The following is a 20,251-nucleotide window of genomic DNA, read 5'->3' as shown; positions in this document are numbered from 1 at the left end:
GGACCCGGCGGAGCCGCGCCCTTCGAGGGAACGGTGATACCTACGCCGGTCAGCGGCCGCGCTCGAACAGGAAGCCGGCCAGCCACCCGACCGCGAAGATGACGACGAGCACCAGCCACAGCGGCGCCTGGAGCGAGATCCAGAAGAGATCGATGCTCGTACTGTTCCGGTTCTGGAGGACGAACAGCGCGGCGAGCAGCACCAGAACGGCCGCGAACACTCTGCGCGGAGTCATCCGGAACGAGCGTCGGGGCGTGGCGGATTGCGTCTGTTTTCCCACGCTTTCCATCGTCGTCCGCCCACGGGACGAGCGACACCCCGAATCGGGGTTTTCACCCCGGAAGTTCGCTCACTTCCGCCGGAGTCGCCGTCCGGCCAGGAGACCACCGAGCAGACCCGCACCCAGGAGAGCGGCGCCGCGGCGCGCGTCGAGGCCCTCGTGTACTTCGAGACGGGGCGTGATGACCGCTCCTGTGGGCGCGGGATGGTGAGCGAGCGCCAGGCTCGCCCGTGACGTCGCTGCGAACGCGGTGCAGATGAGCACCAGACGCGCTGTGAGGTTCCCGAACACGAGGATGCCGAGGATGGGACCGAAGGCGACGCCCGCCGGCCCGTTGAGCACGCGTTCGAGGTAGAGCGAACCGGTCTGCTTGAGCAGTTCGAAACCGATCCCGGCGATCACACCCGCAACGAGCGCACTTCGGAACGGAACGGGTTCCCGGGGCAGGCGCGCGATCACCCAGGTGAACACGAGGCTCGAGGCGGCGGTGGCCATGACCAGCGCCAACACCCGCAGTCCCACACCGATGCCGATGAGGTTCTCCATGTTGAACAGCTCCACGAGCCGGTGCGCGACCGGACCGCTACTGAGCGCCGACAGCGCCAACGACACAGCCATCGCGAGTCCGAGACTCACGAGAGCCCCGCCGTCGCGCAGCTTGACCACGAAGAAGTTGCCCTTGTCGCGCGGATGTTCCCACATGGCCGTGAGGGCCTCGCGCAGATTCGTGATCCAGCCCAGGCCCGCATACGACGCGGTGAGCAGGCCGATGAGACCGACCGCGCCACGGGATTCGATCGCCGAGTCGATCAGGCTCTGTACGGTGCCGCCGAGCTGACCGGGAATGTTCTCGGAGATGACCTGCTGGATCTGATCGAGCAGTTCGGGTCGTCCGGCGAGTACGAAGCCGGCCACCGAGAACACGAGCATGATGATGGGGACGACGGCCAGCACCGTGAAGTAGGTCAGACCGGCCGCGTAGTAGTCGCCCTTGTTGTCCTGGTACCGCACACCGGCCCGGAGGATGCGGTCGAGCACCGGATGTGCCGCCCGCTGACGATCGAGAAATCCCGGCTTCTCGTCGGGTTCGCCGGCCATCCGGGTGCTCCTTCGTCTATGTCCGCGGCAGAAAACCCACCTTGTCATAGACCTGAGCCAAGGTGCGGGACGCGACCTCACGGGCACGGTCCGCGCCGCCCGCGAGGATACGGTTCAGCTCGGCGGGATCGGTGAGGTATTCGTCGACCTTCGCGCGGATCGGGGTGACGAACTCGGTGAGCACCTCGGCGGTGTCGGCCTTGAGATCGCCGTAGCCCTTGCCCTCGTAACCGGCGACGAGTTCGTCGACGCTGCGGCCGGACAGCGCCGACTGGATGGTGAGCAGGTTCGACACGCCGGGCTTGTTCTCGCGGTCGAAGCGGATCTCGCGCTCGTTGTCGGTGACCGCCGAGCGAATCTTCTTCGCCGAGACCTTCGGATCGTCGAGCAGGTTGATCAGGCCCGCGTCGGTCGCCGCGGACTTGCTCATCTTCGACGTCGGATCCTGCAGGTCGTAGATCTTCGCGGTCTCCTTCACGATCATCGGTTCGGGGACGACGAAAGTCTTACCGAAGCGGGAGTTGAAGCGCTGCGCAAGATCTCGCGTGAGTTCGAGGTGCTGACGCTGGTCCTCCCCCACCGGCACGTGGCTGGCGCGGTAGAGCAGGATGTCGGCGGCCATGAGGATCGGATAGGTGAACAGGCCGACTCCGGCGTGCTCGGTGCCCTGCTTGGCCGACTTGTCCTTGAACTGGGTCATCCGGCTGGCCTCACCGAAACCGGTGATGCAGCTCAGGACCCAGGCGAGCTCGGCGTGCTCGGGCACCTGGCTCTGCACGAACAGGACGGACTTCTCCGGATCGATACCGATGGCGAGCAACTGCGCCACCGAGACGAGCACGCGCTTGCGCAGCAGCTTCGGCTCGTGCGGAACGGTGATCGCGTGCAGGTCGGGGATGAAATAGAAGGCGTCGTTCTCGTCCTGCGCCGGAACCCACTGTGCCAGCGCCCCGAGGAAATTCCCGAGATGGAACGAATCCGAGGTGGGCTGGATGCCGGACAGCACACGGGGGCGGGCCTTCGGCTTCGTGGCGTTCTGTTCTGCAGTGCTCGACATGCCGTCGATGATTTCACGCAGGCCGCGCCGCGCTGCGACCGAGGTGGGCACTTCTGCGGCATGCCGCAGAAGCGATCAGCGATCGAAGGCCACCGTCACCGGCGCGTGGTCGGACCAGCGCTGGTCGTAGCTCGCTGCACGTTCGACGCGGGCCTCGGTCGCGCGGGCCGCCAGAGCCGGGGTCACGAGGTGGTAGTCGATGCGCCAGCCGGCGTCGGTGTCGAATGCCTTGCCGCGGTACGACCACCACGAATAGGGACCTGCGACGTCGCCGTGGAGTGTGCGCACCACGTCGTGCCAACCCGCCTCGAGGAGGTCGCCGACCCAGGCGCGTTCCTCGGGCAGGAAGCCGGACTTCTTGACGTTGCCCTTCCAGTTCTTGATGTCCCGTTCGCTGGGGGCGATGTTCCAGTCGCCGCACACCACCATGTCGCGGCCCGCGGCCGTCGCCGCGGCGTACCGCTCGGCGAGGTAGGTCGCGAAGCTCTTCATGAAGTGTTCCTTCTCGTCCTGCTTCGGGGTCTGCGCTTCCCCGGTCGGCAGGTAGAGGCTTCCGACCGTCACGTCGCCGAAGTCGGCTTCGATGTAGCGACCGGCCGACGCGAACTCGTCGACGTCGAAGCCGACCCGCACGGCATCCGCCGGTACGCGCGAGAGGATCGCAACCCCGGCGCGACCCTTGGCCGAGGACTCCGCGCCGACGCAGTGCCAGCCGGCCTCGAGTGCCGGGGCGATGGCGGCGTGGAACTGCTTCTCGGTGGCGCGCACCTCCTGCAGGCACACGATGTCGGCGGCCGACGAGGCGAGCCAGTCGACGAGACCCTTGGCTGCGGCGGCGCGCACGCCGTTGACGTTCACGGTGGTGATGACGAGAGGCACCGGGTCACCGTAGCGGACATCGGCGACGCGGCTGCGCCACCGTGGGAAGTCCCCGCCGTCGTCACCTCCGGTTCGCCGGACCGGAGTGGGAGACGGTGCGCGCCCGCACCATCAGATGACGGAGCGGTGGGACGGACCCCTCGGGGCGACCGGCTCTCCGGCCACCGTCGCTGTCGGCGCGCCGCAGCCGATAACGCTCGCGCAGCAGCGCGGCACGCAACGTGGCGGTGACACCGGGAAATCGACCCCGCCCGCCGATCCCGATCGTGCCGGCGAGGAGGACGGCCGCCGGCAGGAGGATCCAGGCGTACAGGACGGCGGCGGACGCGATCGCTTCGGCGACGGCGACCTCGTCGAGCGCGGCCCAGACGATTCCCGCGCCGACCACGACGTAGAGGGTGCCGCCCAGGGCCGCGGCCAGGACCGCACCGACGTACCGGCGGAGCAACCAGCAGCGGACCGTCCACAGCACGAGCACGACCGCGGTGAACATCGTGATCGCCGAGGTCACCACCACGAAGGTGACGTCCGAGGAATCCAGCGCGGGTCCGCCGCCCCGCTCCTCGTCGAACACCATGATCATGAGCAATCCCGTCGCCACCGTGACGACTGCCAGAAGGACGAGTTCGACGGCGAGCGCCGCGAAGGGGTGGGCGGATGCCCGCGAGTCGCGCGGCCGGAGTCTCGCCGCCGTGGCGAGCAGTTCGCGTCGGCGCAGCAGCGAGGCCTCCCGGCGCAGCAGGCGACGGGCACCGACACCGCGCTGGGTCGCGAGGAACAGATCCTGGCTGAGCACCACGATCACGAACACCGCGGGGAACAGCAGCAGCGCCGCCAGATCGACGGAATGCGGGAGGCCGTCGAGCAGCGCTGCGACGAAAGCCATCGTCGCCCCCACCCCGAATACCGACCCGCACAGTTCCAGGTGTTCGAGGCGCAGGGCCTCGGTCGCGCGGGGCGCACCGTCGGAGGTGACGGCCGGCCCGAGCGACCAGGCGATGAGATTGAGCGCGATGACGAGGGCGGCGAGCACCCCGAGAACGGCGGCGGCCTCACCCATCGTGAGGGTGGTGAGCACGCCGCTACGCACCGGCGTGGACCGGTCGTAGGCGATTTCGTCGGTGCGGCGGGCGATCGCGTGGATCATGTTCGGGGCGAGGGCGACCGGCAGATAGGCCAGCGCCGAGCCGAACATCAGCGTCCATACCCGGGTCCAGAACCGCCGGCGGGCATGCGCCCCGCCGCGACCTTCGGAATCGGTGGCAGTGGTGGTCACGGCCGTACCTCCTCCCGGGCCCTACGACGGTGATGCGACTGACAGTGGTACACGGAACGGTAGCGCGTGCCCGGAACGCTCGGGAAACACGAACACGGGACGCCCGGTGCGGGCGTCCCGTGTTCGTGCTGTCGAGAAGAGAGCGGAAGGTCAGGCGCGAGCCTTCTGCAGGTTCTCGTCGAGTGCGCCGAGGAACTCCTCGGTGGTCAGCCAGGACTGCTCCGGGCCGACCAGCAGAGCGAGGTCCTTGGTCATCTGTCCGCTCTCGACGGTCTTGATGACGACGTCCTCGAGCTGCTGCGCGAACTCGATCACCTCGGGGGTGTTGTCCAGCTTGCCGCGATGCTCGAGGCCACGGGTCCAGGCGAAGATCGATGCGATCGGGTTGGTCGACGTCGGCTTGCCCTGCTGGTGCTGGCGGTAGTGCCGCGTGACGGTGCCGTGTGCGGCCTCCGCCTCGACGGTCTTGCCGTCCGGGGTCATCAGGACGGAGGTCATCAGGCCCAGCGAACCGTAGCCCTGGGCGACGGTGTCGGACTGGACGTCGCCGTCGTAGTTCTTGCAGGCCCAGACGTAGCCGCCCTCCCACTTGAGGGACGACGCGACCATGTCGTCGATGAGGCGGTGCTCGTAGGTGAGTCCGGCGGCGTCGAACTCCGCCTTGAACTCTTCCTCGTAGATCCGCTGGAACTCGTCCTTGAACATGCCGTCGTAGGCCTTCAGGATCGTGTTCTTGGTCGACAGGTAGACCGGGTAGTTGCGCTGCAGGCCGTACGAGAGCGAGGCGCGCGCGAAGTCCTGGATGGACTTCTTGTAGTTGTACATACCCATGACGACGCCGCCGTCCTCGGGGATCTGGCAGACCTCGTGCTGGATCGGCTCGCTGCCGTCCTCCGGCGTGAAGGTGATGGTGACGGTACCCGGGCGGTCGACCTTGAAGTCGGTGGCGCGGTACTGGTCACCGAACGCGTGGCGGCCGACGATGACCGGCTTGGTCCAGCCCGGAACCAGACGCGGCACGTTCGAGATGATGATGGGCGCACGGAAGATGGTGCCGCCGAGGATGTTACGGATGGTGCCGTTGGGCGACCGCCACATCTTCTTCAGACCGAACTCTTCGACGCGCGCTTCGTCGGGAGTGATGGTGGCGCACTTGACACCGACGTTGTGCTTCTTGATGGCGTTCGCCGCGTCGATCGTCACCTGATCATCGGTGGCGTCGCGGTGTTCCACGCCGAGGTCGTAGTACTCGAGATCCACGTCCAGGTACGGGTGGATCAGCTTGTCTTTGATGAACTGCCAGATGATGCGGGTCATCTCGTCGCCGTCGAGCTCGACGACCTTACCCTCAACCTTGATCTTGGACATATGCGCTTCGTGTCCTCCTAGGACGTTTCTGTGGTCCCCAATCGACCGCACTTTGTGGGTGCGATCGCCGTCGGCTCGCTATGCGCGAGCATGGCCGTGTCCACGTCCTGGACCCCGGCCAAACATGACAAGCGTACTGCTATTCGCGGCGTCCGCAAAGCGCCTCGTCTTACCCTCCAGCCTTACCGACCGGTAACTTTCATGCTGGTCAGGGCTGTTCAGAGGGTGCATAAGACCCTGCGCCGGAGAGTCGCTAGACTGCCGGGATAGTCATGAGTGCCAGCGTCAAGCCCCGGCTTGCTGGCCGGCAACCCTCCGACCGGGGTGGGGTGCTCCGGGTGAGGACACGGTCGGCGGGACCCCGCCGACAAGCCTGCTGCCGGGAGGATTGACATGATGATGTGCTGTCGCACGCAAACCACGATCGAACCTCCCACCACCGCCGGAAGGACACGATGACCGACATCCGCAGCCGGCGCTGCCACCCCTCCCCGAGCGTCGAGGCGGTCACCTCTTGACGGCGGGCACCGAGCGTCGTCGCGTCGAACTGCCCCCGGCGGACGGACGCCTCGAAACCATCGACATCGGAGATCTCGCCCTCGAGAGCGGTGAGACACTGCCGAACGTCACGATCGCTATGCAGAGGTGGGGTGAGCTGTCCCCCGCCCGCGACAACGTTGTGCTCGTCGAACACGCCCTCACCGGCGACTCGCACGTCACCGGCCCCGCCGGCCCGGATCATCCGTCCCCCGGGTGGTGGTCGGGCATGGTCGGCCCCGGTGCCCCCATCGACACCGATCGCTGGTGTGTCGTCTCGACCAACATCCTCGGCGGTTGCCGCGGAACCACCGGTCCCGGCAGCGCCGCACCCGACGGCAAGGCGTGGGGTTCCCGCTTCCCTCTGATCACCGTGCGCGATCAGGTGGCCGCCGAAGTGACCCTGCTCGACAAGCTCGGCATCGACGTTCTCGCGGCCGTGACCGGGGGCTCGATGGGCGGCATGCGCACCCTCGAATGGATCATCACCCATCCCGAGCGCGTACGGGCGTCGCTCGTCCTCGCTACCGGCGCCCGCGCCACTGCCGACCAGATCGGCACCCAGAGCGCGCAGATGACGGCCATCACGGCCGACCCCGACTGGCAGGGCGGCGACTACTACGGCACGGGGCGGCGCCCCGAAGCCGGACTTGCCATCGCCCGGACCATCGCGCACCTCACCTACCGGACCGAACTCGAGCTCGACACACGCTTCGGGAATCTCCCCCAGGACGGTGAGGATCCGTGGCGGGGCGGCCGGTACGCCGTGCAGAGCTATCTCGAGCACCAGGCGCGCAAACTCGTCGCGCGCTTCGATCCCGGTACCTACGTGTTGTTGTCCGACGTGATGAACCGGCACGACGTCGGGCGCGGACGCGGCGGTGTCGAAGCCGCACTCGGGTCCACCCCGGTGCCGACGATCGTCGCCGGCGTCGATTCCGACCGGCTGTATCCGCTGCGCCTGCAGCAGGAGATCGCCGATCTCCTCCCGGGATCGGACGAGCTGCGTGTACTCGTCTCGCGCGACGGACACGACGGCTTCCTCACCGAGGCCGACGAGGTCGCCAAGCTCCTCGCCGAGCTGATGAAACTCGCCGAGGGTTAGTCGGTCCCCAGCGGGTCGATCGACGCGGCGAGCGCCACCACGATGCCGCCGACAACCATCATCGACGCGACATCGAATCCCTTGCTGCGTACCGCGAGGACACCGACCTTGTCCTCGTCGAGAACCCAGCGGAACAGGCCGGCGAGGATCGTCGCGCCGCCGAAGACGAACGCTCCGCGTCGCCATCGGTCGGCGATCACCAGGATCACCGCTGCCGCGATCACCAGGGTGACCGCGAGCAGCGGCAGGTTCAGACGCGTGAATCGCAGAGCCTGAGCCATCTCGTCTCCCGGGGTGTCGACCCGTTACCGGGCGGCGAGCTGCTCGGCCCGCTCCACGACGTTACTCAGAAGGAATGCACGGGTGAGCGGGCCGACACCGCCGGGGTTCGGAGACACGAAGCCCGCGACCTCACGCATGTCCGCGGCGACGTCGCCGCGCAGTCCGTCCTCGGTGCGGGAGACACCCACGTCCAGCACCGCAGCGCCGGGCTTGACCATGTCGGCCGTCACGAGGCCGGGCACACCCGCGGCCGCGACGATGATGTCGGCGCGACGCACCTCGGCGGCGAGATCGCGGGTACCGGTGTGGCAGAGAGTGACCGTCGCGTTCTCCGAGCGACGGGTCAGGAGCAGCCCGATCGGGCGACCGACGGTGACTCCACGGCCGACCACCACCACGTGCGCACCGGCGATCTCCACGTCGTAGCGGCGCAGCAGGTGGATGATGCCGCGCGGCGTGCACGGCAGCGGGGCCTCCTTGCCGAGGACCAGACGGCCGAGGTTGACCGGGTGCAGACCGTCGGCGTCCTTGCCCGGATCCATACGCTCGAGCGCCGCGTTCTCGTCGAGATGCTTCGGCAGCGGGAGCTGGACGATGTAACCGGTGCAGGCGGGATCGGCGTTGAGCTCGTCGATCGCCTCGAACAGCTGCTCCTGGGTGATGTCGGCAGGCAGATCCTTGCGGATCGACGTGATGCCGACCTTCGCGCAGTCGTTGTGCTTGCCGCGCACGTAGGCCGCGGATCCCGGATCGTCGCCGACGAGAATCGTGCCGAGGCCGGGCGTGACGCCCTTGTCCTTCAGCGCTTCCACGCGGACCTTCAGGTCCTCGAAGATTTCGTCGCGGGTTGCTTTGCCGTCCAGGATCGTCGCAGTCACGTCGCTCATTCTTCCAGGCGCCCGCCCGACGTCGAAGCGCCGGTACCGGCGACTGTCCGTCCGCGTGGAGGCAGGCAGTGCCGGGACAGTTCAGCGAAGGCCTCGGTGAGATGCCGCTCGTACTCGTCCCGGTCGGGCATGCAAGGATTCCGATGCCAGAAAAGACAAGGTGAGGACCTCACCGAGCGACGTCGCGGAGTGGACGAGACCGAAATTCCGGTTGAGCATCGGAGTACCGATCGCCTCGACGGCCGGACTGTCACCGAAGCGGAGTCCCTCGACCGGGCCGTGGGGGACATTCGTCACGACGGTGTCGGCCAGTTGGTGGTCCGGATCGACGTCCGTCTCCACCCAGTAGGGGAAGTCGAGGTTCGCCGGCACGCGGTGCAGGCGTCGGGTGAGTGCCGGTGTGCGGTGCAGGCGCTCTCAGATCCAGATGACGGCGTCCTCACGGGTGCGAATGGGGGCCTGGCCCGCTCGGGCATCGAACACATAGACACTCATCATGGTCGACTGCGGAGCTTCGGGGTCCGTGTCCTCCACGAAATCGAAGGTTCCCGTCGGGTCTTCTCCTCGACGTCCGTCCTTGCACAGCTGGAGGATTCGATGTTCCGGACCCGGCCGCGCCGAACCTCTCCCGCTCACACGACGGAATAGCCGCTCGGCAGCGCCGTCCGACCGGTCAATGCCCGCAGCACGGTCTTGCCATCGCCGAGTGCCAGCGCGATCCTTGCGGCCAGCAGGGTCGCCTCTTCGAGGGCGTCTGCCGGAGGCGTGAAGGGGACGTCCGTGGCCGCTGCGATGTCGAGGCCGTGGACGACCAGTTCGAAGGTCCGCGTCGGCAGATAGGAATGCAGCCGGATTCCCATGCCTCCGATCACCCGGATGAGCCGGTCCTCACCGGCACCGAGCCGCTCGATCACCGCGGTCGACAGGACATCGATCGACGCGACCGGGTGGTCGCCGAGGTCGGCACCGGCACGCCGTCCGCGTTCGACGATGTCGCCCGCGCCGAGGACGGCGCTCAATTCCTTGACGTGGACGTAGTACTGCTCCGCGCTCGCGAGGTCCTCGGTGTCGGCTGGACTGTCGAGATAGGTCGCGACGGTCGTCAACGAGCGTGAGGTGTGGCCGATCAACGATCGGAGGTCCCACTCGCCCAGGCCCGGACCGTCCCAGCGGTTCTCCGGCACGGCACGGACCAACTCCGAGAAGCTGCGTACCGCCGAGACGTACGTCGCTACCGGTGACTCCATGACATCTCCCGCGGCCGACCGAATCGAATCCGACACGAGAATGAAAGCACGCGTCCCGCGGCTACACCGCCGGTGTGCGCACGCGGGTCGACACCGACACACTGCCGTCTTGTTAACCTGCGTTGTGTTCAGAGTGATGTTCCACGAGCCGCGCATTCCCCCCAACACCGGCAATGCCATCCGGATGGTCGCCGCGACCGGCGCGGATCTGCACCTGGTGGAACCCCTCGGTTTCGACCTATCCGAGCCGAAGCTGCGCCGCGCGGGCCTGGACTACCACGACCTCGCGTCGGTCACCGTGCACAGCAGTCTCGACGCCGCGTGGGCGGCGCTGGCTCCCGAGCGGGTCTTCGCGTTCACCGCGCACGGCACGTCGAGCTACGCGGAGATCGAGTACCGGGCCGGCGACGTGCTGTTGTTCGGACCCGAACCGACCGGGCTGTCGCCCGAGGTGCTGGCCGACCCGCACATCACCGAGCAGGTCCGCATCCCCATGCTGCCCGGGCGTCGTTCGCTGAATCTGTCGAACGCCGCCGCTGTCGCCTGCTACGAGGCGTGGCGACAGCACGGTTTCCCCGGCGCGGTCTAGGCTCCGCTCTCCACCGGACGACCCGAACGGGCCCATCCGTCGGTACCGCCCGCGACGGACACGGCGTCGACACCGCGACCGGCGAGATACTGCGCGGCCTGCAGGCTGCGCCCACCCACTGCGCACACGACGTAGACGGTGCCCTCGGTGGGGATCTCGTCGACTCGCGCGACGAACTCGCTGAGCGGGATGTTCGTGACGCCGGGCACACGTACCTGGGCGTATTCGTCGCGTTCACGCACGTCGATGACGGTCGCCCCGTCGGTGAGTGCGGATTCGAGTGCGGCCAGGTCGACCTCACGCATCGCTGTCGGTCCTCTCGGTATCGGGCGTCCCGGTGGTTCCGGACGAACGTCCCCGTCGGGTGATGAGCCGGATGACCGAGTAGAGGACAGCAGCGCACACGAACAGGAACGCCACCCACGGTATCGCGGCGCCGATACCGACCACCGCGGCCCCCAGTGCGGCCCACAGGCTGTTCCATCCCGCAACGAGCCCGTCCACGAAGCTGTCCTGCTCGGAGGGAAGGCGATCGGTGGTGATGTCGACGGTGAGCGTGGACAGTTCGATCCTGTCGCCCAACTGCCGTCGCTGTGCCTCGAGACTGTCGAGTTCGGCCTGGCGTTCGGCGAGCGCGGTCTCGGCGGCGATCAGCGCCTCGACGTCCGCCGACGACTCGAGCAGCGCCCGCAGGCGGTCCACCGAGGCCCGCAGCGCACCCACCCGCGCCTCGAGGTCGGTGTACTGCATCGTCACGTCGTCGCGGGTGGTACTCAGGCTCGTGACACGACCGAGCGTGCGGATCTCGTCGACGACCTCGTCGAGCCGGTCGGCGGGCACCCGCACGGTCAGCACGCTGCTCGCCTCGGGTTGCTCGGTGAGCGAGTCGACGCGTCCACCGGCCTCCTCGACCACCGTCGCGACCCGGCGGCCCGTCGCCACGGGATCGCCGGTCTCCATTTCGAGGTAGCCGGTGACGACCTCCTTGCGATGGGACTCTTCGACGGGTTGCGACTCCCGAAGACCGCCGTCGACAATCGCGGGCGCGGAGGCTGACGAGTCGCTGCCTCCCCCGCCCTCGTCACATCCTGTGACGACCAGCGCGAACAGAGCCAACACCACCACCGACAGGCGTTTCACACTCGGGGATGCTAACGAAAATCGCGTGATCTGCTCGGCATCCGCAGATCCATGGGCTCGAGGTGATCGGCGAGGAGCGTGACCACCCCCTCGGCGTTCTGGAGCCGGCCACGGACGAGCAGGGCGGGTGCGGTGTGGGCCACGGTGCGGTAGCGCGCCCACAACCCCACCGAGCACACCACATTCACCATTCCGGTCTCGTCCTCGAGGTTGAGGAAGGTGACACCGGCGGCGGTCGCCGGTCGCTGCCGGTGGGTCACGGCCCCGCCGACGAGGATGCGTGTCCCGTCCGGGACCCGGAGCAGCTCCACAGCGGGGATCACCCCGAGTTCGTCGAGTCGCTCACGCAGGAACTGCGTCGGATAGCTGTCCGGCGAGATTCCCGTGGCCCAGACGTCGGCGGCGGCGAGTTCGAGAGCACTCATCCCCGGCAGGGCGGGCGCCGACACGATCCCGATCCCGGGGAGCCGTCCGGGACGTTGCGCCGCGGCCGGAGCCGCAGCCCAGAGCGCTTCGCGGCGGGTGACGCCGAACGAGGAGAACGCTCCCGCTGTGGCCAGTGCTTCGACCTGTGCTGTGGTGAGACCGACCCGCGCGGCGAGATCGGCAGGTGAGGTGTACGGGCCGTGGTCGCGTTCGGTCACGATGCGTTCGGCGAGGTCGTCGCCGATGTGCCGAACCGTGGCCAGGCCGAGCCGGACCTCCCGACCCGAGTTCTCGAGGGTGGCGTGCGCGAGACTCGCACCGATGTCGGGGCCGTGGACGACGACGCCGTGACGTCGAGCATCGGCGACCAGCGATTGCGGCGAGTAGAAACCCATCGGCTGAGCGCGCAGCAGACCCGCACAGAACGCTGCGGGATGGTGCAGTTTGAACCACGCCGAATAGAACACGAGTGAAGCGAAGCTCTGCGAATGGCTTTCGGGGAAACCGAAATTCGCGAAGGCATAGAGTTTCTCGTAGATGCGGTCGGCGACGTCGCCCGTGATGCCGTGCAGGTCCCGCATTCCTTGATAGAGGCGCCCCCGCAGACGTTCCATCTTCTCCGTCGACCGTTTCGATCCCATCGCGCGCCGCAACCGATCGGCTTCCGCCGCACTGAATCCTGCGGCGTCGACAGCCATCTGCATGAGTTGTTCCTGGAAGAGCGGAACGCCGAGGGTGCGTTCGAGGGCCTTCTCGAGGCAGGGGTGGTCGTAGGTGACAGCTTCGAGACCGTTGCGTCGCCGGATGTAAGGGTGCACCGAACCGCCCTGGATCGGGCCGGGCCGGATGATGGCCACTTCGATGACCAGATCGTAGAAGCATCGCGGTTTCAGCCGTGGCAAAGTGGCCATCTGCGCCCGCGACTCCACCTGGAAGACGCCCACCGAATCTGCGCGGCACAGCATCTCGTACACCCCCGGCTCGGAGAGGTCGAGTTGCGCGAGATCGACCCGCACTCCTTCGTGTTCGTCGACGAGGTCGATCATGTAGTGCAGCGCGGAGAGCATGCCGAGGCCGAGCAGGTCGAATTTCACGAGACCCGCTGCGGCACAGTCGTCCTTGTCCCACTGCAGGACGGTGCGCCCTTCCATCCGCGCCCATTCGACGGGGCACACGTCGGCGACGGGCCGGTCGCAGATCACCATGCCGCCCGAGTGGATACCCAGATGCCGTGGCAGACCTTCGATCTGTTCGGCGAGATCGAGAACCGCCCCGGGGATCCGCTCGTCGGTCTCGACCCGCACACCACCCCACCGGCCGATCAGCTTGCTCCACGCGTCCTGCTGCCCCTGCGAATATCCGAGGGCGCGGGCCATGTCGCGGACGGCGGATCGACCGCGATAGGTGATGACGTTCGCGACCTGCGCCGCATTGATCCGGCCGTACTTCCGGTAGACGTACTGGATCGCCTCCTCCCGCCGGTCGGACTCGATGTCGAGGTCGATGTCGGGCGGACCGTCGCGTTCGGGTGAGAGGAAGCGTTCGAACAGCAGCTTGTTGCCGACGGGATCGACGTTGGTGATGCCGATGGCGTAGCAGACCGCCGAATTGGCGGCCGATCCCCTTCCCTGACACAGGATGTCGTTCCGTTTACAGAAGTCGACGATGTCGTGGACGACGAGGAAGTATCCCGGGAATCCCAGCCGGCCGACGACGTCGAGTTCGTGCTCGATCTGCCGATAGGCGTCGGGACGACGCTCGACCGGCCCGTAGCGGCGACGTGCTCCGTCGTAGGTGAGCTCACGCAGCCAGGTGAACTCGGTGTGTCCCTCGGGAACGTCGAAGGGCGGCAGCTTCGGTGCGACGAGACGCAGGTCGAAGGCACATTCACGACCGAGCTCGGCGGCATTGTGCACGACACCCGGAAAGGCTTCGAACAGCCGGGCCATCTCCTCCCCCGACCGCAGATGCCCGCCGCCGGTCGGCGGGATCCGGCCGGCGGCGTCGTCGAGACTCTGCCGGCCGGAGATCGCCGCCATGGCCATGGCCAGACGCCGCCGGCGGGGGTGCGCGACGTGCGCCGCCGTGCTCGCGATGCACGGGATGCCGTGTCGCGCGGCGAGATCGAAGAGAGCGGCGTTGCGCTCGTGGTCGTCGGGATATCCGTGCCGGGTCAGTTCGACGGTCACACGGTCGGCACCGAACCGCTCGACGAGGTCGAGCAGCGCCGTTTCGGCAGCGGGGATCCCGCCGGTGGCGAGCGCCTGTCGCAGATGCCCCTGACGACAGCCGGTGAGGATCTGCCAGTGCCCGCCGGCGGCGTCGGTGAGCGCCTCGTAGTCGTACGTCGGGTTGTTCTTCTCCCCTCCCGCGAGGTGGGCGTCGGCGATCTGCCGCGACAGGCGCCGATAGCCTTCCTGACCGCGGGCGAGGACGAGCAGGTGTGCCTCGCCGAGTCCCAGTTCTGCCCCGAAGACGGTGCGGATGTCGAGTCCGCGTGCGGCTTCGGCGAATCGCACCGCTCCGTACAGTCCGTCGTGGTCGGTCACCGCGAGAGCCTCGAGCCCGAGTCGTGCCGCCTCCTCGGCGAGCTCCTCCGGGGTCGACGCACCGTCGAGGAAGCTGAACGCGGAATGGGCGTGCAGCTCCGCATAGGGCACGACCGGCCCTTCCGGCCGACGGACCCGCGCCTCGTACTCGGCACGGGTGCGGGACCACGCCGGGCTGTCGCTCCCGTCGCCGGGATGTTCGGCATCGCGACGGGAAGCACCGGGCCGTCCCGAGAGCACACGTTCCATCTCCGACCAGGTCGGCGGACCGTTTCCCCATCCCACTCCGGCACCTCCTCGACCGACCCAGTATCGCACATGCGTTCGAACGAGACGTTCGAACACGCTCGGTTCTCGTCGCGACACGCCGGGAGTCGTCGACGAGAACTGCGCGATCGACTGCAACCAAGGGGTTGCATCATGGCAACTACAGTGCAACCCTGGAGTTGCATTCCCATCGGAGGAGACAGTCATGACCGACGAACTCGATCGCATCGAACGCGACATCACGATCGGCGCTCCCGTCGAGCGGGTGTGGACGCTCGTGTCCGAACCCGGCTGGTACATCAACGACCACGAGTGGACCGAGCATCGACTCGAACGCGACGGAGACCTGACCACGGTGCACGACCCGGTCCACGGCGCCTTCGTCTTCCGTACCGTAGCCCTCGACGAACCGCACTACGCGGCCTTCCGGTGGCTCGCCGATTACACCGATCCCGACAGCCCGTCCACCCTCGTCGAGTTCCGGCTCACCGCACTCGACACCGGGACGACCGAATTACGCGTCATCGAAAGCGGATTCGGCTCCCTGCCCGGCGACGCGGGCGAACGCCGCGCTCGCTTCGAAGAGAACTCCCGCGGCTGGGTCACCGAACTGGAGATCGCCAAGGGCCGACTCGAGAAGGGCCGAAGCGTTGCCGAACGCTGACGAGATCTCCATCGATCTGCATCCCGTCTTCGCCGCCCTCGCCGACGACACCCGATGGCGCATCCTGCAACGACTGGGCCGGTCACCGGCGTCGGCATCCGGCCTCGCCGCCGAGTTCACCGTCTCTCGTCAGGCCATCGCCAAGCACCTGGCGGTGCTCGAACGGTGCGGCCTCGTGACGGCCGAGCGGACAGGTCGGGAGATCCGTTTCTCCGCCGTCGGATCCCGGCTCAGCGCCGTCGGGCGCGCGATCGACGCGGTGGGAGCGGGCTGGGACCGTCGCCTGTCCGCGATCAAGGACGCCGCCGAGCGGCTTCAGTAACCCGCGTGCGGATCGACCTGTGCAATCAGTTCCTCGCCCGCGATGAACCTGCGCACGTTCTCCTCGAGGGTCGGTGCGAACGTCTGTGTCAGCCGACTGCGCGTGTTGGCGATGTGCGGCGTGATCACGGCGTTGTCGAGATCCCACAGAGGATGACCGTCGGGCAACGGTTCGGGATCGGTCACGTCGAGGACCGCCCCCGCGATCGCGCCGTCCCCGAGCGCCTTCACCAGCGCGTCGGTGTCGACGAGATTGCCGCGCGCGACATTCACGAGCCACGCCGAATCGGGCATGGCCCCGAGCGCCGCGGCATCGACGAGACGGTCGGTCTCGGCGGTCGCCGGCGCGGCGATGACGAAGTGATCGGCCATCGACCACACCTCCGCGGTGCGGTCGGCCGGCAGTGTCACCTTCGCGCCGTCGACGGGACGGCCCGAACGGTTGACCGCGACGACGTCCGCGCCGAAGGCGTGCAAGCGCGGGATCATCGCCCGGCCGATGCCGCCGGCCCCGACAATGGCGACGGTCGATCCGTGGAGGGTCCGCACCCGCGGGTCGAGGACGTCCTTGCTCCACCGCTTCGCGGCGACCGAGGCGTGGAACTGCCGCAACCCCACGAGCAGCGCCCCCACCGCGTACTCGGCCACGTTGTCGGCGTACACACCGGATGCGTTCGCCCACAGCCGGCGGTCGTCGATCACGCTCGCCCGGAAGAACGGTTCTATCCCCGCGTAGGTGAGCTGCACCCAGCGCACCCGGTCGGGCAGATCCGGGAATTCCTCGGCGCCGCCGTCCCACACCAGGGCGTCGGCCTCGTCCAGCTCGGAGAGGGTTCCGCCGCCGGAGACGATCGCGGCGGCGAGGTGGTCGTCGTGGCCGGGTCCGAGATGAATACGCATGTCGCGACCCTAACGTCGAATCGTTCGCGGAGCGATGTCGAGAATCCGGAAGCGACTCCGTCTCCTTCATGAACGCGGCCACAATGGGCCGTACCGCACGGAGGAGAACATCATGGCCAAGTACCTGCTGCTCAAGCATTACCGAGGCGCCCCGGCCGCGGTGAACGACGTACCCATGGATCAGTGGGAGCCGGACGAGGTGTCGGCCCATATCGGGTTCATGCAGGATTTCGCCGCTCGCCTCGAGAGCACCGGCGAGTTCGTCGACGCCCAGGCGCTCTCACCCGAGGGAACCTTCGTCCGCTACGACGGTGAGGGACGTCCACCGGTCACCGACGGACCGTTCCCGGAGACGAAGGACCTCATCGCCGGCTGGATGATGATCGACGTCGACAGCTACGACCGGGCGGTGGAACTGGCCGGCGAGCTCTCCGCCGCTCCGGGGGCGGCCGGAAAGCCGATCCACGAGTGGATCGAGGTCCGGCCGTTCCTCACCGCACCTCCCACCATCACGGAGTGAGAACTGTGGCGGCAACCGTCGATGACGAGGATCTTCTGCGCACGCTGGTTCCCGCCGTGATCGGCATCCTCGTCCGCCGCGGATCGGATTTCGCGACGGCCGAGGATGCCGTGCAGGACGCCCTCCTCGAAGCCCTTCGGGTGTGGCCGGAGGATCCACCGCACGATCCGAAGGGCTGGCTGGTCGCGGTGGCGTGGCGCAGGTTCCTCGACACCGTGCGCGCCGACAGCTCCCGTAGACGCCGCGAGCTCCTCGTCGATGCCGAGCCCCGGCCGGAGGCGGTCGGATCGGTGGACGACACGCTGGCCTTGTACTTCCTGTGCGCCCATCCGTCGCTCACACCCGCATCGGCGGTCGCGCTGACCCTGCGCGCCGTCGGCGGGCTGACCACGAAGCAGATCGCGCAGGCCTATCTCGTCCCGGAAGCGACGATGGCGCAGCGCATCAGCCGGGCCAAACGCACGGTCGCGGACGTCCGGCTGGACCGACCGGGCGACGTCGCGACGGTGTTACGCGTGCTCTATCTCGTGTTCAACGAGGGCTATTCGGGCGACATCGATCTGGCAACCGAGGCCATCCGGCTCACGCGTCGGCTGGCGGCGGTGATCGAACACGAGGAGGTGTCGGGCCTGCTCGCATTGATGTTGCTCCACCACGCCCGGCGGCCGGCACGAACACGGCCGGACGGCAGTCTCGTCCCCCTCGCCGAACAGGACCGCAGGTTGTGGGACACACGCATGATCGCGGAAGGCGTGGAGATCCTGCAGGCCGCACTCGCCCGCGATCGGCTCGGGGAGTTCCAGGCACAGGCGGCCGTCGCCGCTCTGCACGCCGATGCCCGCACCGCGGAAGAGACGGACTGGGTGCAGATCGTCGAGTGGTACGACGAACTCCTACGGTTCACCGACAATCCCGTGGCCCGCCTCAACCGCGCCGTCGCGCTCGGTGAAGCCGACGGACCGCACGCCGGTCTGGCCGCGTTGGCCGAACTCGATCCCGGCCTGCCCCGCTACACGGCGGCCGCGGCGTACCTCCACGAACGCGCCGGCGACACGGCGACGGCGGCACGGCTCTACGCCGAGGCCGCGCACCTCGCGACGAGCGTCGCCGAGCGCGAGCATCTCGTGCGCCGCGCCGCGCGCCTGCACAGCACATCCTGAGGGCCGGGTCGGGGTTCTCCCCCACCGCGAGATCAGGTGCCGCGCCGGATGCGCCGACGGTGTGGGAGCACGAGCATGAATGTCGTGAAACTCCTGGTACGCCTGCTCGCCATACCGTTCGTGCTCGTCATCGCGTTCGTGGCGGTCATCGGCGGTCTGGCAGTCCACGCCTGGACCACCCGCGCGGTGGATACGACCGGGCGCGTCGAGTTCGACACCGCCCTGCGCATTCCTCCCGTGGAGTCCGGCAGTGTCGGCCCCGAGGGCACGCGCGTGTTCGACCTGACCATGCAGCGCGGCACGGCCGACCTCGGGCACGGTTCCGGCACTCGGACGTGGGGAGTGAACGGCAGCTATCTCGGGCCGACCCTGCGGGCCGTGCGCGGCGAGACAGTGCGAGTGAACGTCACCAACGAACTGGGCGAGACGAGCAGCATGCACTGGCACGGCATGCACCTGCCCGCGGTGATGGACGGCGGCCCGCACCAGCCGATCGCACCGGGAACGACATGGTCGCCGCACTGGACGATCGACCAGCCGGCCGCGACCCTCTGGTACCACCCACACCTGCACGGTTCCACCGCCGCCCACGTGTACCGGGGTGTCGCGGGCATGTTCCTGATCGACGAACCCGGGACGTCACCGCTCCCCCACGACTACGGCGTCGACGACATCCCCGTCATCGTGCAGGACAGGAAATTCGACGGCGACCAGCTCGACGACAGCAACGCGATCTTCGCCGACGTCGGCACGCTCGGCGACGAGATCCTCGTCAACGGCACCCCACGACCGTTCCTGGACGTCGGCACCGAGACGGTCCGGCTCCGGGTGCTCAACGCGTCGAACGCGCGTGTCTACAACTTCTCGTTCGACACCGGGATGCCGTTCCTCGTCGTCGGCAGCGACGGCGGTCTGCTCGAAGAGCCGCGGGCCGTCCGCAGCCTCCAGCTGTCGCCGGGCGAGCGCGCCGAGATCGTCGTCCGGCCCGAAGCGGGTTCGCGGCACGTGTTGCGCAGCACCCCACCCGCGCTGAAGGCCGGCTTCTGGCAGGACCGCTTCTCGGGCGGCGACGACCGCATGGACGTCCTCGAACTGCGGGCAGCACCCGTCCTGGCCTCGTCGGCCGCGATCCCGGAGAGACTGACGACCCTCCCGGAACTCGGGGAACCGAGCAACACCCGCCGCATCGACCTGACATCGTCGACGACCATCAACGGTCGCGAGATGGACATGGCCCGGATCGACGAGGTGGTCGTCGCGGGAACCACCGAGCTGTGGGAGGTACGCAATGCCGGCGGCACGATCCACAACTTCCACATCCACGACGTGCAGTTCGAGATCCTCGACATGACCGGGGTGAGTCCCGACCATCCGTCCCTGGCCGGCCGCAAGGACACCGTCTTCATCCCACCGGCGGCGACCGTGCGACTGCTCGTACCGTTCGGTCGTCACACCGATCCGGCGATGCCGTACATGTACCACTGTCACCTGCTCGAACACGAGGACAGCGGCATGATGGGACAGTTCGTGGTGGTCGGCGCCGACGAGGTGCACGAGGTGACGCACGCGGCCGGTGCCGCGCACCATGCCCACGACGGCGGGTGAACCCCGTCACTTCCACCGCTTCGGGAATGGATCGGCGACCACCCCTGTTGAGGAGTGTGGATCGGCGCGTCGCGTACGCCCCGGAGCCAATGAG

General features: G+C 68.0%; 21 protein-coding genes and 1 riboswitch. Of the genes, 7 read left to right on the top strand and 14 right to left on the bottom strand.

The genetic code is table 11. The features are described from left to right. Window positions 1–49: 49 nt before the first annotated feature. The 6 genes from GON09_RS00880 to GON09_RS00855 all read right to left on the bottom strand — a co-directional run bounded on the left by GON09_RS00880 (window position 50) and on the right by GON09_RS00855 (window position 5,958). Window positions 50–235 carry a LapA family protein gene (locus GON09_RS00880; protein WP_244865331.1) on the bottom strand — a complete coding sequence of 62 codons (186 nt, stop codon included), beginning with the start codon at window positions 233–235 and terminating at the stop codon, window positions 50–52. Window positions 236–349: 114 nt separating this feature from the next. Then, window positions 350–1,378: a YhjD/YihY/BrkB family envelope integrity protein gene (locus tag GON09_RS00875; protein WP_213930192.1), complete on the bottom strand. Its 1,029-nt coding sequence runs from the start codon at window positions 1,376–1,378 to the stop codon at window positions 350–352. A gap of 16 nt (window positions 1,379–1,394) precedes the next feature. Continuing rightward, window positions 1,395–2,435, bottom strand: coding sequence for a tryptophan--tRNA ligase (gene trpS, locus GON09_RS00870; protein WP_213930191.1), 1,041 nt, complete (start codon window positions 2,433–2,435; stop codon window positions 1,395–1,397). A 75-nt stretch (window positions 2,436–2,510) separates the two neighbouring features. Next, window positions 2,511–3,314: an exodeoxyribonuclease III gene (locus GON09_RS00865; protein ID WP_213930190.1), complete on the bottom strand. Its 804-nt coding sequence runs from the start codon at window positions 3,312–3,314 to the stop codon at window positions 2,511–2,513. A 61-nt stretch (window positions 3,315–3,375) separates the two neighbouring features. Then, the gene (locus tag GON09_RS00860) at window positions 3,376–4,590 is read right to left on the bottom strand and encodes a hypothetical protein (RefSeq protein WP_213930189.1); all 1,215 of its coding nucleotides are present in this window, start codon (window positions 4,588–4,590) and stop codon (window positions 3,376–3,378) included. Between the two features lie 150 nt (window positions 4,591–4,740). Then, window positions 4,741–5,958, bottom strand: a complete 1,218-nt coding sequence (locus GON09_RS00855) for an NADP-dependent isocitrate dehydrogenase (RefSeq protein ID WP_213930188.1) — start codon at window positions 5,956–5,958, stop codon at window positions 4,741–4,743. Window positions 5,959–6,226: 268 nt separating this feature from the next. Then, a riboswitch (SAM riboswitch) is annotated at window positions 6,227–6,338 on the top strand. 134 nt (window positions 6,339–6,472) lie between these two features. Here GON09_RS00855 and metX point away from each other — a divergent pair. Then, on the top strand, window positions 6,473–7,600 hold the full coding sequence (gene metX / locus GON09_RS00850) for a homoserine O-acetyltransferase MetX (RefSeq protein ID WP_213930187.1): 1,128 nt from the start codon (window positions 6,473–6,475) through the stop codon (window positions 7,598–7,600). Here metX and GON09_RS00845 read toward each other — a convergent pair. The 4 genes from GON09_RS00845 to GON09_RS00830 all read right to left on the bottom strand — a co-directional run bounded on the left by GON09_RS00845 (window position 7,597) and on the right by GON09_RS00830 (window position 10,016). Then, complete coding sequence (locus GON09_RS00845) at window positions 7,597–7,881, bottom strand: DUF3017 domain-containing protein (protein WP_213930186.1); 285 nt, start codon at window positions 7,879–7,881, stop codon at window positions 7,597–7,599. The two genes, metX and GON09_RS00845, sit on opposite strands and share 4 nt — an antisense overlap. A gap of 24 nt (window positions 7,882–7,905) precedes the next feature. Continuing rightward, window positions 7,906–8,760 carry a bifunctional methylenetetrahydrofolate dehydrogenase/methenyltetrahydrofolate cyclohydrolase gene (locus GON09_RS00840; RefSeq protein WP_213930185.1) on the bottom strand — a complete coding sequence of 285 codons (855 nt, stop codon included), beginning with the start codon at window positions 8,758–8,760 and terminating at the stop codon, window positions 7,906–7,908. A gap of 90 nt (window positions 8,761–8,850) precedes the next feature. Then, window positions 8,851–9,141 (bottom strand): WS/DGAT domain-containing protein, encoded by a 291-nt coding sequence (locus GON09_RS00835; RefSeq protein WP_213930184.1) that lies wholly within the window; start codon window positions 9,139–9,141, stop codon window positions 8,851–8,853. Window positions 9,142–9,401: 260 nt separating this feature from the next. Further along, on the bottom strand, window positions 9,402–10,016 hold the full coding sequence (locus GON09_RS00830; RefSeq protein WP_213930183.1) for a maleylpyruvate isomerase N-terminal domain-containing protein: 615 nt from the start codon (window positions 10,014–10,016) through the stop codon (window positions 9,402–9,404). Window positions 10,017–10,140: 124 nt separating this feature from the next. Here GON09_RS00830 and GON09_RS00825 point away from each other — a divergent pair, with 124 nt between their 5' ends. Beyond that, window positions 10,141–10,605, top strand: coding sequence for a tRNA (cytidine(34)-2'-O)-methyltransferase (locus GON09_RS00825; protein ID WP_213930182.1), 465 nt, complete (start codon window positions 10,141–10,143; stop codon window positions 10,603–10,605). Here the strand turns inward: GON09_RS00825 and GON09_RS00820 are convergent. Genes GON09_RS00820 through GON09_RS00810 form a run of 3 tightly spaced genes read right to left on the bottom strand, consistent with a single transcriptional unit; the run spans window position 10,602 to window position 15,005 of the window. Next, window positions 10,602–10,910 carry a rhodanese-like domain-containing protein gene (locus tag GON09_RS00820; RefSeq protein WP_213930181.1) on the bottom strand — a complete coding sequence of 103 codons (309 nt, stop codon included), beginning with the start codon at window positions 10,908–10,910 and terminating at the stop codon, window positions 10,602–10,604. The genes GON09_RS00825 and GON09_RS00820 overlap by 4 nt on opposite strands. Continuing rightward, window positions 10,903–11,745, bottom strand: coding sequence for a DUF4349 domain-containing protein (locus GON09_RS00815; protein ID WP_213930180.1), 843 nt, complete (start codon window positions 11,743–11,745; stop codon window positions 10,903–10,905). Before GON09_RS00815 ends, GON09_RS00820 begins: the two co-directional genes overlap by 8 nt. An 11-nt stretch (window positions 11,746–11,756) precedes the next feature. Continuing rightward, window positions 11,757–15,005, bottom strand: a complete 3,249-nt coding sequence (locus GON09_RS00810; RefSeq protein ID WP_213930179.1) for an error-prone DNA polymerase — start codon at window positions 15,003–15,005, stop codon at window positions 11,757–11,759. A 187-nt stretch (window positions 15,006–15,192) separates the two neighbouring features. Here GON09_RS00810 and GON09_RS00805 point away from each other — a divergent pair, with 187 nt between their 5' ends. Both GON09_RS00805 and GON09_RS00800 read left to right on the top strand, forming a co-directional pair. After that, window positions 15,193–15,651 carry an ATPase gene (locus tag GON09_RS00805; protein ID WP_213930178.1) on the top strand — a complete coding sequence of 153 codons (459 nt, stop codon included), beginning with the start codon at window positions 15,193–15,195 and terminating at the stop codon, window positions 15,649–15,651. After that, the gene (locus GON09_RS00800) at window positions 15,638–15,973 is read left to right on the top strand and encodes an ArsR/SmtB family transcription factor (protein WP_213930177.1); all 336 of its coding nucleotides are present in this window, start codon (window positions 15,638–15,640) and stop codon (window positions 15,971–15,973) included. Before GON09_RS00805 ends, GON09_RS00800 begins: the two co-directional genes overlap by 14 nt. Here the strand turns inward: GON09_RS00800 and GON09_RS00795 are convergent. Then, window positions 15,967–16,872, bottom strand: coding sequence for a D-isomer specific 2-hydroxyacid dehydrogenase family protein (locus GON09_RS00795; RefSeq protein WP_213930176.1), 906 nt, complete (start codon window positions 16,870–16,872; stop codon window positions 15,967–15,969). The genes GON09_RS00800 and GON09_RS00795 overlap by 7 nt on opposite strands. Before the next feature lie 112 nt (window positions 16,873–16,984). Between GON09_RS00795 and GON09_RS00790 the strand changes: the two genes are divergently transcribed. The 3 genes from GON09_RS00790 to GON09_RS00780 all read left to right on the top strand — a co-directional run bounded on the left by GON09_RS00790 (window position 16,985) and on the right by GON09_RS00780 (window position 20,157). Continuing rightward, entirely contained in the window at window positions 16,985–17,392 is a 408-nt protein-coding gene (locus GON09_RS00790; RefSeq protein WP_213930175.1) for a YciI family protein, read from the top strand. A 5-nt stretch (window positions 17,393–17,397) separates the two neighbouring features. After that, the gene (locus GON09_RS00785; RefSeq protein WP_213934201.1) at window positions 17,398–18,552 is read left to right on the top strand and encodes an RNA polymerase sigma factor; all 1,155 of its coding nucleotides are present in this window, start codon (window positions 17,398–17,400) and stop codon (window positions 18,550–18,552) included. Window positions 18,553–18,627: 75 nt separating this feature from the next. After that, entirely contained in the window at window positions 18,628–20,157 is a 1,530-nt protein-coding gene (locus tag GON09_RS00780; RefSeq protein ID WP_213930174.1) for a multicopper oxidase family protein, read from the top strand. Window positions 20,158–20,251: the final 94 nt, after the last annotated feature.

It is taken from the genome of Rhodococcus sp. B50, from assembly GCF_013602415.1.
GTDB lineage: Bacteria > Actinomycetota > Actinomycetes > Mycobacteriales > Mycobacteriaceae > Rhodococcus.
The sequence above is the reverse complement of the archived record's forward strand: the minus strand, read 5'-3'. Positions and strand labels throughout refer to the sequence as shown.